Annotated in this window: 14 protein-coding genes and 1 pseudogene; 5 read left to right on the forward strand and 10 right to left on the reverse strand. The window is 34.1% G+C overall.

Features of this window, described 5'->3' with window-relative positions:
- Window positions 1–38: 38 nt before the first annotated feature.
- The 4 genes from NSS71_RS09555 to NSS71_RS09570 all read right to left on the reverse strand — a co-directional run bounded on the left by NSS71_RS09555 (window position 39) and on the right by NSS71_RS09570 (window position 4,595).
- Window positions 39–1,007 (reverse strand): YpdA family putative bacillithiol disulfide reductase, encoded by a 969-nt coding sequence (locus NSS71_RS09555; protein WP_047940348.1) that lies wholly within the window; start codon window positions 1,005–1,007, stop codon window positions 39–41.
- A gap of 194 nt (window positions 1,008–1,201) precedes the next feature.
- The gene (locus tag NSS71_RS09560) at window positions 1,202–2,479 is read right to left on the reverse strand and encodes a Glu/Leu/Phe/Val family dehydrogenase (RefSeq protein WP_047940347.1); all 1,278 of its coding nucleotides are present in this window, start codon (window positions 2,477–2,479) and stop codon (window positions 1,202–1,204) included.
- 588 nt (window positions 2,480–3,067) lie between these two features.
- Window positions 3,068–3,649 (reverse strand): adaptor protein MecA, encoded by a 582-nt coding sequence (locus NSS71_RS09565; RefSeq protein ID WP_341151604.1) that lies wholly within the window; start codon window positions 3,647–3,649, stop codon window positions 3,068–3,070.
- A gap of 157 nt (window positions 3,650–3,806) precedes the next feature.
- A complete protein-coding gene (locus NSS71_RS09570) occupies window positions 3,807–4,595 on the reverse strand; it encodes a metallophosphoesterase (protein ID WP_341151605.1) in 789 nt (262 codons plus the stop codon).
- A gap of 280 nt (window positions 4,596–4,875) precedes the next feature.
- On the opposite strand from NSS71_RS09570, the gene NSS71_RS09575 reads away from it, so the two are divergent.
- From NSS71_RS09575 to NSS71_RS09585, 3 genes are read left to right on the forward strand one after another with little or no spacing between them, the layout of a single operon-like run.
- Complete coding sequence (locus NSS71_RS09575; RefSeq protein ID WP_047940344.1) at window positions 4,876–5,097, forward strand: spore coat associated protein CotJA; 222 nt, start codon at window positions 4,876–4,878, stop codon at window positions 5,095–5,097.
- A 7-nt stretch (window positions 5,098–5,104) separates the two neighbouring features.
- Window positions 5,105–5,365 (forward strand): spore coat protein CotJB, encoded by a 261-nt coding sequence (locus tag NSS71_RS09580; protein WP_047940343.1) that lies wholly within the window; start codon window positions 5,105–5,107, stop codon window positions 5,363–5,365.
- Window positions 5,366–5,412: 47 nt separating this feature from the next.
- Window positions 5,413–5,982 carry a manganese catalase family protein gene (locus NSS71_RS09585; RefSeq protein WP_047940342.1) on the forward strand — a complete coding sequence of 190 codons (570 nt, stop codon included), beginning with the start codon at window positions 5,413–5,415 and terminating at the stop codon, window positions 5,980–5,982.
- Window positions 5,983–6,305: 323 nt separating this feature from the next.
- Here NSS71_RS09585 and NSS71_RS09590 read toward each other — a convergent pair whose 3' ends face one another.
- From NSS71_RS09590 to NSS71_RS09610, 5 genes are all read right to left on the reverse strand, one after another.
- Window positions 6,306–6,764 carry a DUF2663 family protein gene (locus NSS71_RS09590; RefSeq protein ID WP_047940341.1) on the reverse strand — a complete coding sequence of 153 codons (459 nt, stop codon included), beginning with the start codon at window positions 6,762–6,764 and terminating at the stop codon, window positions 6,306–6,308.
- Window positions 6,765–6,887: 123 nt separating this feature from the next.
- Window positions 6,888–7,631: a LysM peptidoglycan-binding domain-containing protein gene (locus NSS71_RS09595; protein ID WP_341151606.1), complete on the reverse strand. Its 744-nt coding sequence runs from the start codon at window positions 7,629–7,631 to the stop codon at window positions 6,888–6,890.
- A gap of 78 nt (window positions 7,632–7,709) precedes the next feature.
- On the reverse strand, window positions 7,710–8,294 hold the full coding sequence (locus tag NSS71_RS09600) for a CPBP family intramembrane glutamic endopeptidase (RefSeq protein ID WP_047940340.1): 585 nt from the start codon (window positions 8,292–8,294) through the stop codon (window positions 7,710–7,712).
- Window positions 8,295–8,303: 9 nt separating this feature from the next.
- Entirely contained in the window at window positions 8,304–9,797 is a 1,494-nt protein-coding gene (locus NSS71_RS09605; protein WP_047940339.1) for a RecQ family ATP-dependent DNA helicase, read from the reverse strand.
- Entirely contained in the window at window positions 9,794–10,846 is a 1,053-nt protein-coding gene (locus NSS71_RS09610) for a helix-turn-helix domain-containing protein (RefSeq protein ID WP_061798295.1), read from the reverse strand. Before NSS71_RS09610 ends, NSS71_RS09605 begins: the two co-directional genes overlap by 4 nt.
- A 314-nt stretch (window positions 10,847–11,160) precedes the next feature.
- Between NSS71_RS09610 and NSS71_RS09615 the strand changes: the two genes are divergently transcribed.
- Window positions 11,161–11,409, forward strand: coding sequence for a ferredoxin (locus NSS71_RS09615; protein WP_047940337.1), 249 nt, complete (start codon window positions 11,161–11,163; stop codon window positions 11,407–11,409).
- A 395-nt stretch (window positions 11,410–11,804) separates the two neighbouring features.
- A pseudogene (locus tag NSS71_RS09620) lies at window positions 11,805–11,975 on the forward strand (transposase); the annotation flags it as partial.
- 183 nt (window positions 11,976–12,158) lie between these two features.
- On the opposite strand, the gene NSS71_RS09625 reads toward NSS71_RS09620, so the two are convergent.
- The gene (locus NSS71_RS09625) at window positions 12,159–12,740 is read right to left on the reverse strand and encodes an ECF transporter S component (protein ID WP_047940335.1); all 582 of its coding nucleotides are present in this window, start codon (window positions 12,738–12,740) and stop codon (window positions 12,159–12,161) included.
- Window positions 12,741–12,827: the final 87 nt, after the last annotated feature.

Below are 12,827 nucleotides of genomic sequence, written 5' to 3' on the forward strand. Positions count from 1 at the left end.
TTATTTCCCCTTTTCCCTTATATAAGAGTTGCACGGTCTCATTTATTTTTTTCTTGTATGGCTTTTGCGATCTGCACACCATGAAATCTACCATTTTCAATAAAGATTTCATTCGCATTATTTCCAGCAGCAATTACCCCAGCAATAAATATTCCTTCCACATTTGTTTCCATGGTTTCCGAATCAAATACAGGTCTTCCTGTTTCTTTCTCAATTTCTATCCCCATTTTTTTCAAAAATGCATGATCAGGATGATATCCGGTCATTGCAAAAACAAAGTCATTTTTTATTTCATGAAGATTTCCATTTACTTCATACAGAAGAGATCCCTCTTTTATTTCGACAACATTTGCCTGAAATTCCATTTTAATTATTCCTTTGCGGACTAAAGACTCGAATTCAGGTAAAATCCACGGTTTGATACTAGTGGAATATTCGTTCCCTCTATACAAAACGGTTACCCTTGCACCAGCTTTGACTAGCTCAATCGCAGCATCCACACTTGAATTTTTCCCGCCAATTACCGCTACATCATGATTGAAATAAGGGTGTGCCTCTTTAAAATAATGCATTACTTTATCCATGTCTTCGCCTGGAACGTTCATATAATTGGGATTATCGTAATAACCAGTAGCAACAATAACGTAAGGAGCGATATACTCCTCTTTTTTTGTTTTTACAAGAAACTCCTGTCCCTCTGTTCTATTGACGTCTAATACTTCTTCATACGCATGGATACGAAGATCTTTTCTTTTTACCACTTCGCGATAATAAACTAATGCTTGATTCCGATTGGGCTTATATTGTTCTGTTAAAAAGGCGACATCCCCAATCTCCAGTTTTTCACTTGTACTGAAAAAGGTTTGATGAGTTGGATAACCATGTATGGCATTTACAACATTCCCTTTTTCAATGATTAACGGATTTATATTTATTGCCTTTAAGGCGATCCCTGCTGCTAAACCACAGGGACCAGCACCAATGATAATTGCTTCTTCTCGTTTCAACATAGTCACTCCTAACATTTTACAAAAAGGTTAGCCTCTTCTAACAAAATCCTTTCTTTTCTATTATGCATTTATTTTAGCTAATAGATGATTCATAACAGAAAAGGCGTACCTCTAAAAAGGTCCAATATAAAAAATCCCCTACCTATAAGGATAGGAGATTTTTGTAAAATCAGCAATAGATTTAATCAAATTTATATCCAACCGCGGAATCTAGATGCTTCCGCCATTTTTCTAACCCCCACCATATATGCTGCCAACCTCATATCAACTCGACGTATTTCGGCAGTATCATAGATGTTTTTAAAGGACTTACTCATTACTTTTTCCAGTCTTTCTTCCACTTCTTCCTCTGTCCAATAATACCCTTGATTATTTTGTACCCACTCAAAATAAGAAACAGTTACTCCTCCAGCTGAAGCTAAAACATCCGGAACTAATAAAATTCCTCTTTCTGTTAAAATGCGAGTAGCTTCTAATGTAGTTGGTCCGTTCGCTGCTTCCACCACAATACTTGCTTTAATATTATCTGCATTATGTTCTGTGATTTGATTTTCTATCGCAGCAGGCACTAAAATATCGCACTCCAACTCCAATAGTTCTTTATTTGAGATGGTATTATTAAATAAGTTTGTAACAGTGCCAAAACTATCTCGTCTATCTAGTAAGTAGTCAATATCTAATCCTTCTGGATCATGTAAAGCACCATACGCATCCGAAATACCAATGACCTTCGCTCCAGCATCATGCATAAATTTAGCCAAAAAGCTGCCCGCATTCCCAAAACCTTGGACGACGACACGTGCTCCTTCTATCTCTATGCCTCTTCTTTTTGCTGCTTCGCGTATACAGATAGTAACACCTTTAGCCGTAGCAGTTTCTCTTCCTTGTGAACCACCTAATACAAGTGGTTTGCCTGTGATAAATCCAGGGGAGTTAAATTCATCAATTCGGCTATACTCGTCCATCATCCATGCCATAATCTGTGAATTTGTAAAAACATCTGGAGCTGGAATATCTTTAGTTGGTCCAACAATTTGGCTGATTGCTCGTACATAGCCCCGGCTTAATCTTTCCAATTCACGAAAAGACATATCACGTGGATCACAGATAATGCCTCCTTTTCCGCCACCATAAGGAAGATCAACGATTCCACATTTTAAACTCATCCAAATAGAGAGTGCTTTCACTTCTGTTTCCGTAACATTAGGATGAAAACGAATTCCCCCTTTTGTTGGTCCCACGGCATCATTATGTTGAGCGCGGTAGCCTGTGAAGATTTTTACAGTCCCATCATCCATTCGCACTGGTATTTTGACTGTCATCATTCGAATCGGCTCTTTTAATAATTCATAAACTTCATCTGAATATCCAAGTTTATTCAAAGCTTTATGAATTACTGTTTGTGTTGATTTCAAAACATCGTGTTGCTCTTCTACATGATTCTTCTCATTAGATTTGTTGGCTACCATTAATAAATCCTCCTAAAAAACTACTTGTAGTTATCCACTGCAGTTCTTCTTTATAAGAATAATTATTTAGCTTCAATAGAATGCAAAACATAAATACAAAATTAGTTGCTAATTCAAAGCATAGTATACACTTTTACTTACATTATGCAAGATCATTTATTTACTTATTTAGATTTAAACGAATCCCTTCCTTCAGAAGGCTTTCATTCCATAATATATTCTTTTTTTACTGTGATAAACTGTTTTTTCCTCATTGCTAGTATCAGTATATTCAATTAAACGATTCTTTGTCCTACCTCACCCTCATTTAATTATCATTATTTCCTTTTCTTCTACACTTTCCCATACAGCTTTTCCCTGAGGCTAAACAAAAATTTAGTGGTAAAATACTATTATGTATCTTCCCCATTTCATTTTAACACTTTCAACAAGTTTTACCAATCATCAACTTAGAAATTTTTATGTACAAAATCCCCTTTAAACACACAAAAAAAGATAGATAATTCCAAACTCCGTCGAAGTTCCTATATCCCCGTTATCTGAGATTAACTTCAAAAATTGGAATTGTTCTATCTTAAAAATAGCTGGTTAAAAAAAATGCACTAATGTTTCAATAGCATTATCTTTTTTGATGACATTCCCATATTCTTCAATTATATATATACTCTTTAAACTCACTTCTCCAAATTCACTTAGAATAGCAATAATTTGTTCTTCTTTAAATGAAGAAATATCGACAAAGCATAAATAATACCTTTCATTTAAATTATATAAAGAACCACCCTTAAAATTGTTTTGCTCTAACTGTTTTACCGCATCTATTACATATTCTATATCTGTAAACTCATATAATATATCCACTGTTTCTTCTACCGTTACTTGCATCTCTAAAAAGCCCTCTGATAATAATTCTTCCTTATCCAATTCAGTTTCAGTTATTGTTAAGATCATTACCATTCCTTGGGCTTTCATGGAAAATATCTCAACAGCTACCGATCCGTGTATCTCCATATCAAATATGTCATTTGCTTCTTCTAACATTTCATGAAAAAAATACTGCCACTTTATCGAGTCTTTCCATATATCTTCCTTGGTCAATCCACGTTCATACAAATCATCTGTGGTCAGATGGATTTTAATTCTGTTACTATTCAATCTCTCCAAACGCATGACTACGCCTCCTGCCTGCTCCTTGAAAAAACTCTTAATTTAGTTTATGAATGAAAGCAGGAATCGGTGAGTAATATTACAAAGTGGAGGATGATATATATAAGAGCCAACCGATTCAAAAAAGAAATATTGGTCAAATCGTAATAATGCTTTAAATTTAATTGTCCATTTGTTTATGTTGAATCTTGATAATATGAGTTTCTGGATGTGCGCCGAGCCTTAATGGAATACTTGTCGTGCCATATCCATTACTGACAAATATAGTAGTATTTCCAACCACTTTCGTTCCTCCTAATTCGTATGGACCAAATCCCAAAATTCGAATTTGGCCACCATGGGTATGACCACTTAACACTAAGGAAATCTGTTCCTTCTCTTCCATCTTTTCCACTATTTTCGGATTGTGACTGACTAATATTTTAAAATCACTATTCCCCACTTGCTCTAACGCTTTTTCTAAATCATCATATTCTAATGAATAATCTTCAATACCGAGCAAGGACCAGCTTTCCCCATCTGCAGATTGAAAAGTTATTGCTTTATTATTCAATAAAATAATATCTTCATCTAGTAATAAAGTCTCCAAAACATCTCGGTCTATCTCGTAGTCATTATTTCCCCAGACAAAATAAACAGGACCGATTTTTTTTAACTTCCGCAAATTTTCGCGTGTCTTCTCTAACTTAACTCCCTTCTCTAAAAGATCTCCGCCTATAATGACTATCTCAGCTACATCCACCGCCTCATTAATAACGGAATCATCAATTGATCTTCTATGGATATCTGAAATAAAGAAAAGGGTGATTTCACGGAAGGAAGCAGGGAAATTTGGAAAATAAAACATCTCATATTTAACATGATTTTCATTTGCAATTTTTCTCATATGTAAAATTAAAGCAATCCCTGCCGAAACAAGTAAAACAAATCCAACTAGTACATATATCATAAAGTCCCCCTAACTTCCCCATCTTACAAAGGATGATGTTTATATTTTAATACACCTCTTACACTTAATACCATTTTTAAGAAAATTTTTCTCTATTCACTCCCCATCTATATAGCTCCTAATGATAAGTAATTTACTCAAGAATTTCTGCTTCTCTTTTTCCTTCCCTTCAGTTATTCATACTTAAACCAAAACGAATTTGCTACTTTATTAAAAGCAAGCATGTAACTAAATCTTTCAACATAAGATGTAAAGTAAATTAAAAAAAGGAGGGAAATCTATGTCTTCATTTTACAGAGAATATCAGCCTTATATCAGTCCATTTGATCCTTGCCCACCCATAAAAACAAAAGTTTTTTCCACACCGCCTAATTTATTTTTAGGTTTTCAGCCACCAAATCTGCCCCAATTTAGTCCAATGGAAGCATTAAAAGCAGGAACATTATGGAAAGCATTCTATGACCCATATTTCAGTCCATATGAAAAAACGAAAAGGGAGTGAAAAGACAATGAAGCAGTTGCCACCAGAATATTATCAATTATTAGAGCAGCTTCAAGCTGTAGACTTTGTATTAGTTGAACTTACTTTATATTTAGATACTCATCATTATGATCAAGATGCCATAAATCAATTTAACCATTATGTAAAAGAAAGAGAAAAATTCAAAAAAATATATGAAAATAATTTTGGGCCCTTATTACAATTTGGAAATAGCCCATCTGGTTCTCCATGGGATTGGGATGCTGCTCCTTGGCCTTGGCAAGTATAAGAAGATATGTTTCTAAATAATTTTGCGATAAAGGAGAATGAAAAGATATGTGGATATACGAGAAAAAATTACAGTATCCCGTTAAAGTAAGTACTTGTAATCCTATGCTTGCTAGATTTTTAATTGAGCAATATGGAGGAGCAGACGGAGAACTAGCAGCAGCATTAAGATACTTAAATCAGCGGTATTCCATACCTGATCGGGTTATTGGATTATTAACAGATATAGGAACAGAAGAATTTGCTCATTTAGAAATGATCGCGACTATGATCTATAAACTGACAAAGGATGCCACTCCAGATCAGCTAAAAGCTGCTGGACTTGGTGACCATTATGTCAATCACGACCACGCCTTATTCTACCATGATGCTGCTGGAAATCCTTGGACGGCAACATACATACAAGCTAAAGGAGATCCAATCGCAGATCTGTATGAAGATATAGCAGCGGAAGAAAAGGCAAGAGCTACTTATCAATGGATTATTAATATGAGTGATGACCCAGATTTAAATGATAGCCTTCGTTTTCTAAGAGAAAGAGAAATCGTCCACTCGCAACGATTTAGAGAAGCAGTAGAAATTATCAAAGAAGATCGTGCCCAACGAAAGATATTTTAGTATTCGCTTTATATAAATACAGTGCAGGGCTCCAAGTTTTCCATCCAAAGAGAAATCGCAACCTTAATATAGAAATGCTAACCATATTACGTATGATTGTTTCAGCTTTTCCGATAATCACTCGCAGACTGAATACCCTTCTCTCTGCATGGGCTGAGAGCCAATTCTCCTCATCTCTGCGTTTCTGCGGGTGACTTTGTTGCAAGCTCCCATACGAGTCTACGTGTATTTTAGTCTGCTTTGTTTTTACCCTAACTACTTATAGATATAAAGCAGATATTTAAATAAGTAACAGGATATGTAATCTTCCACCTAACTAATTGTCACTTTGCTTGATGGAATAAATTGATATCATATGAATCTTTGATTGTATTATATATTTCATGCCGAACGTTCCAAGTCTCACTATTTCCGAATAAATCTTTGCTTTTGTCAATAAATTCACAGCGTAAGTCATGGTATTCCTTTTCCGCTTTATCTCTTTTTTGTCTCAACACATTCATATACCCAAATGCACCAATCAATAGAAATAAGAGATATAAATTTTCACTCTCTTTTACATATACGGAAAACATGACTGCAAATGAATGTGAATATGGTATAGCTATGTGTTTATATAACCAAATAAAATAACAGAATGAGGCAAAGATAGTAAACCACATAATAAGCAAATGTCGATTTTTTAATTTATCATATTTTTTCTTTTTCTCAATGATTTTTATGAGAACCTTTTTCGTCGTACCATCCAAATCATACCTTTCAGGGAAGATTGATCGTTCCAAAGTCACTTCCTCCTTTATATAGCACATTAAGTCTGATTTACCAATAGCGTTGTAATGTATAAACAACAATTTCAACATCTTTACTTAACTATATGTGGAGGAAGGACAAGTTAGAATAAGTTATTATGGTTCAATGATAATTTTCAGCGTTTGCCCTAATTGCACCTGATCTGTTGTCATATTATTAGCTGCTTTAATTTTCCCCATACCATCTCCATTTGGATAATATTTTAAAGCTATTCGATATAAATTTTCACCCTTTGCTACTGTATGGTACACAATTTTTTCATTAGGATTTGTTTGACTAGGATTCTTTTCTTTTTCTTTTTGCTTCTGCTCCTTATCTATCTTTTTCTCTGAATGTTGCTTTTGTTCTTTTTGTTCTTTTTGTTCTTTTTGTTTCTCTGCTTCCTTTTCCTTTTCTTCAGCCTTTTCTTCAGCTTTTTCTTTCAAATTATCTTCAGGAATTTCTTCTTCTTTTTTCACTGTTGAATTACTTACAATTACGAGTTCATCTTGATTATTGTCACTATCGTCAGGTGTTGTTTTATTATTAGGTGAGTACCCTTTTTGAATATTTACATTTTCAAATAATCCTGAAGTATTCTCGGTTGATAAAAGATTGGAAATATCTTTCCCATTTAATACTAATAATACAGCTACTGGTAATAAAATAAATAAAAATGCTAACAAGCTAATAATTGGTATCTTTAATTTTTTCTTCTTATTCTTGTGAACAGTACTTCTTGATGGGAGGGAAGAGTCTTGTCTTTCCTCTGTTACTGGTACTTCTTCTTCACTTGTCACTTTCTTTAATCTTTGTTTTTGTAATTGTGCCTGAACTCTATATGGATCCTCTTTCTTCATAAACATCCCATCCTTACAATTCCCCAAAATCCCCTAACAAAAAGGAGCGGTTATTCCATGACATTCCCCTTGATGTACTTAACTCGTTTGAAATAACTTGAACCGAATAATACAACCGAGTAAGAAATCAATAAGAAAATGCATAATCACTGTCACCCAGAGATTTTCTGTTACTTCAAATAAGACACCGATAACGAAACTTACCAAAATGACATTCATAAATAAAAAAGGATTAAATAAATAGCGGTAATGCATCATAGCAAAAAGGAGACAGCTTAGCAGCAGCCCTAAATTCGTTTGGATTACTCCTCTAAATAGTATTTCTTCGCAAAATGCTACCATTAATGCGATGAATGCAATATGAAAAGGATTCCTATTTTCAAAGACTCGCTTATTCACACCACCATCATCGTGGTAATGTTTAGAAAATCGTATCATCAAGAAAATATCTATTCCTGTTATTGCTAATCCTGCTATCAAACCAATGATAAAATCTGTCTGTTCATACTTAAATACTGTTGTTAATGGAGGGTTCGATTGAAAAACAAAAATATACAGTATGAAAGTGATGATAAGGAGAAGAAACTGTGTTATATATACATTTTTTATTAAGTCTCGGTCTGACAATTGATTAATTATGGCCGTATATTTTGCTTTATTCATTTATATATCCTACTTTACTATATTTAAAATAAATGCCAGCTGATTCTTCCAATCCACTAGTACCTCGTCATCCTCCATGCTTTTTTTATGAAAGAAATTAGATAAATCTATTCCGCATCTATCACAGCAATTTTCATTTTCTTTGCTTTCGTACTTTTCTCCGAAATACTCTAATATATACCTTCTCCGGCAAGATATAGAATGTAGCCATTCCATTAGATCTTGCACTTTTCGTCTTTTTTCATTTACCCGATTTTCTCTAAAATTGTTATATAAATCTAGAGAATGCAATAGCTCGGAGACCGTTTTATTATTCGGTTCAATATAAGACTCCAACACGCGCCATTGGGTCTCGGTAAAGAGCATTTCTAATTGATAGCCTTCTTTTTTCTGCCATGCTTCAAATGAAGGGAAATTTTTTAAGCGTGCTTTCCATTTATTAATTTGTAATTCGTCCGCCAATTCCGATTCAATCAACTGATAAGCAATCCACTCATCTCCTGGAGTATACAAGATGATGGATACACTCGGTTTGCCATCTCTACCAGCTCTGCCTATTTCCTGAAGATAGGATTCTAATTGTGTGGGCAGGTGATAGTGAATAATAAAGCGAATATCCTCTTTATTTATTCCCATTCCAAAGGCACTTGTTGCACATATAACATCTAATTGTCCTGCTAGGAATTGCTGTTGAACAAGAATACGATCTTCTTGCGTCATGCCGCCATGGTATGCCATTATTCGTTTGGAAGATTTTTCTTTCAAAAACGCTACTGTTTGTTCAGCTAGCTTTTTGCTAGAGAAATACACAATGCCTTGTCCATCAAGCCTTTGAATATATTCTAAAAGCTTATCCATTTTTCCTTGAACGTGTGAGACTTCCTCTAGATTTATAGCAATATTTGCTCGATCGACAGAATAAATGATTTCTTCAACCATTTCTAAATGTAAAGACTTTATGATATCCTCACGAACCGCTTCTGTTGCGGTTGCTGTTAGAGCTAATGTTAAGGGATTATTTATTTTTTGTCGAATCTCCCCTAATTTTTGATAATCCGGTCGAAAATCGTATCCCCACTGGGAAATACAATGTGCTTCATCTATAACGAATAGACTAATTTTCATTTTTTGCAGCTGATCTATGATATGTGGCAATGAAATCATTTCTGGGGATATAAAGATATACTTATATTGCTGAATTTGCCGTAATACTTTATTCTTTTCTGCTGGGTTCAAAAAGGAATTTAAAGCAACGACTCTTTTTTCCCCTTTCATTTTCATTTGCTCCACTTGATCCTGCATTAGTGACAAGAGAGGAGAAATAATAATTACTGTTCCCTCCATAAGCCTGCCAGCTAATTGATAACATAGAGACTTTCCTGTCCCCGTTGGCAGCATCGCTAATGTGTGCCTCTTGTTAAGAATGGATTCTATCGTTTCTTTTTGCCCACCTCGAAAGGCACTTAACTGATAGTAGTTTTTTAAGATTGCTTCTAAATTCATGAAAAATCACCGTATCCTGCCATCACTGCACGTATCTCAAAGTAAGAAACATCTGCTAACTGCTGCTTTATCACCTTTAAAGATTTAGAAGGCGATTTTTCCATACATGCTTTGATTTTTGATATATTCTCGCTGCTCACTAAATTATCTATAGGAAAGTTAGGCACATTCAATAGTATTTCAATAATATGATCTTCAATTGTGCTTTGTTTTAAATTTCTCACACGAACAATTTGCTCGATACTTAACCCCTTTTGGATTAAATTAAATGTTTTAGCCGTTGACTCTGTCAGGGTAAATGGTTTCTTACTTTCTTTAATCATTTGACTTAACAGTGGAAACTCCCCCTTATTAGATAGAATTTTCTCTATCATGTAATGAAGAATAGCAAGGAAAGATAGCTGATAATAGTATGGATCTAGTTCCAATTCTATTGCTGCTTGCTCTGAAGTTAGACCTATTCTATCACTTCCGGTAAGTCGGATAATAAGAATGAGCGGATCTAATTCACTCTCTTCCAGACAGTCAACTATTTCCTGATAGAGATAGCGATTCATTTCACTTCTATCTATAGACGACATAGTATGTAAGGTATTCTTCAACCATAGTTGTGCTGCAGGGTTTCTTTGTATCGGCATATAATGATTACTTTTTTTCGATAAGTGAGAAGTAACTTGTACAAATAATGAAAGTCTTTGCCAATATGGCCCAGTTAATGAATGATATCTCCAGCCTTTTAAATCTTTTGGAAATGGATTATCCTTCAATAATACTTCTAATTCTAGCTTTCTATCGTTTTTAACTAAATAATGATTTTCTCCAGTTTTTTCTAGCCATTCTTCCTTATATAAGGTATAAATTATTTGATCCAGTTGCTCTCTTGTTAATAAAGGGAATGCCTGAAATAAAGAGGTCAGCTGAAAGATATGAATATCTTGGATGGTTTGTGATGACTTTTTTCCATTTAATATATGAAGAATAGAGTAAATAGTTCTTTCTCCATTCATTTTATATAGACAGTTTAAAATGATTATTTTAATAAAGGACATATTTTCCTCTTCCTTCAGTTTGACAAATTTTGTTGAAATTTGTTTGTAACATTTCTTATATTTTACCATGAATTTTATTTTTTAGTGTACTTTGATCACATATCCTTCACATATTTTTCAATAAAAAGGGCTTTAAATATAATGGAAAGCGTTTGAGTTTTTGACTATTTTAAGGAAGGTAGTCCTTACTTTCTACTTTTTATCTTTCTTTTATATTGAAAAGTTAAAGATTCAGTCTTACAATAAGATAATAGTAAGGAGTATGCTAGTCATGTATATACTCCGTATGAATAACACTGGAGGTTTTTTTACTCATGGCAAAATATACAATTGTTGATAAAGACACATGTATTGCATGTGGAGCTTGCGGAGCAGCGGCACCTGATATTTATGACTACGATGACGAAGGGATTGCTTTCGTTATGTTAGATGATAATCAAGGAACAGTGGAAGTACCTGAAGTATTATTAGATGATATGTTAGATGCTTTTGAAGGTTGTCCGACAGATTCGATTAAAGTGAGCGACGAATCCTTTGATGGAGATCCTCTTAAATTCGAATAGCGCTCTTTATCATACACAGAACAGAAAGGGATAATGATTCCTTTCTGTTCTTTTTATTTAAACTGTTTCAGACTGTAGACAAACTCCTTGAAATTTGAGGTTTTGCCTATGGTCTTTTTTGTGACCTTTTTTAATAAGGTGTTGATTTCCGCTACAGGGGTTCGCTTTCCATGGGGCGAGCGCCGAGCCACTTCGTCGCATACGCTCCTGCAGGGTCTCGGACTTTCTCGCATCTTCCCTAGGAGTCTCCCCCCTTCCGCTCCAATCAACCTGGTTTCATCAAGTTAGTCTAGAATTTTAACTGCTCTGGTTTAAAATATAGATATTTTTTAGAGGTGAAATCATGCTTTCCAAAACATTCTTCTATTCAAAGAGGTCAAAGTAGAAATGATTGCTTTAGATCAACTTGTTCCACCAAATCACTTAGTTACCAAAAACTCATTCAAAGACATGCATGGGAAAAGTATGTGGAAGAAGCAGATCACCTTCGACATAAACAAGTTATCAAAAAAATTTATGCCAAGCGAAAAGAAACGATTGAACGTGTTTTCGCAGATGCAAAAGAAAATGGCCAACTGGACTTGGGTGAGCCCGGTAACAGCTTAAGAAGAGCATAAAGAATAGATCAAAATACAATAAAATAACAAAAAAAAGACCATAAATTACAAAAGGGGATCAGAATGAAAACATTCTGATCCCCTTTTGTCGACAAACTGAACAATTCAGATAGACACTGAACTGTTTTTTGATTAAACATTCCTAGAAGGGATTTGTTTATTAATCCATACACCCATTTTTGAGAATACTAATGCAAAAATGATAGAAATAATTACTCCTTTTAACAAATTGAATGGAATAATAGCTGAAAGAACCGTTTGTTTTAATAAAGTTGTATCAGTCGGTATTTTCATTAATGTATTATAGAATGGCAGCATAATAAAGTAATTAAACAAACTTAATAATCCCGTCATTATGATAATACTAAGGGCTAAGCCGATAGCCATTCCTTTTTTGGATTTAATCGCATTATACATAAAATAAGTCGGTAAGATGAAAGAAATTCCAGCGATAAAATTCGCGAAATGACCAACAGGAATTCCAGTATCACTTCCGGTTATTAAATAATCTAATATATTTTTAATCAACTCAACTAATATTCCAGCCCCTGGTCCTAAAATAAGTGCGGCAACTAATGCTGGAATATCGCTAAAATCAACTTTTAAATAACTTGGAAATGGTGGGATTGGAAATTTAAGCATCATTAGCACATAGGCTAAACTACTCATCATCCCAATTAAAACATACTTTCTTACATTCATTTTTTTCTTCATTTTTTTCTCTCCTTCTAATTAGGATCCATCTACCTAAGAAGAAAGATTCAGCAATTTTTTAGGAATGCGCCAAATAAAAACCCTCAA

Source organism: Niallia sp. FSL W8-0951 (genome assembly GCF_038006525.1).
In the GTDB taxonomy this organism is placed as follows: domain Bacteria; phylum Bacillota; class Bacilli; order Bacillales; family Cytobacillaceae; genus Niallia; species Niallia circulans.

What these genes read in the sequence shown, in the direction of transcription:
- NSS71_RS09565 (WP_341151604.1), bottom strand. Translation starts at nt 3,649, where the DNA reads ATGCGTTTGGAGAGATTGAATAGTAACAGAATTAAAATCCATCTGACC.
- NSS71_RS09575 (WP_047940344.1), top strand. Translation starts at nt 4,876, where the DNA reads ATGTCTTCATTTTACAGAGAATATCAGCCTTATATCAGTCCATTTGAT.
- NSS71_RS09610 (WP_061798295.1), bottom strand. Translation starts at nt 10,846, where the DNA reads ATGTCCTTTATTAAAATAATCATTTTAAACTGTCTATATAAAATGAAT.
- NSS71_RS09585 (WP_047940342.1), top strand. Translation starts at nt 5,413, where the DNA reads ATGTGGATATACGAGAAAAAATTACAGTATCCCGTTAAAGTAAGTACT.
- NSS71_RS09625 (WP_047940335.1), bottom strand. Translation starts at nt 12,740, where the DNA reads ATGAAGAAAAAAATGAATGTAAGAAAGTATGTTTTAATTGGGATGATG.
- NSS71_RS09605 (WP_047940339.1), bottom strand. Translation starts at nt 9,797, where the DNA reads ATGAATTTAGAAGCAATCTTAAAAAACTACTATCAGTTAAGTGCCTTT.
- NSS71_RS09580 (WP_047940343.1), top strand. Translation starts at nt 5,105, where the DNA reads ATGAAGCAGTTGCCACCAGAATATTATCAATTATTAGAGCAGCTTCAA.
- NSS71_RS09595 (WP_341151606.1), bottom strand. Translation starts at nt 7,631, where the DNA reads ATGAAGAAAGAGGATCCATATAGAGTTCAGGCACAATTACAAAAACAA.
- NSS71_RS09600 (WP_047940340.1), bottom strand. Translation starts at nt 8,294, where the DNA reads ATGAATAAAGCAAAATATACGGCCATAATTAATCAATTGTCAGACCGA.
- NSS71_RS09570 (WP_341151605.1), bottom strand. Translation starts at nt 4,595, where the DNA reads ATGATATATGTACTAGTTGGATTTGTTTTACTTGTTTCGGCAGGGATT.
- NSS71_RS09615 (WP_047940337.1), top strand. Translation starts at nt 11,161, where the DNA reads ATGGCAAAATATACAATTGTTGATAAAGACACATGTATTGCATGTGGA.
- NSS71_RS09560 (WP_047940347.1), bottom strand. Translation starts at nt 2,479, where the DNA reads ATGGTAGCCAACAAATCTAATGAGAAGAATCATGTAGAAGAGCAACAC.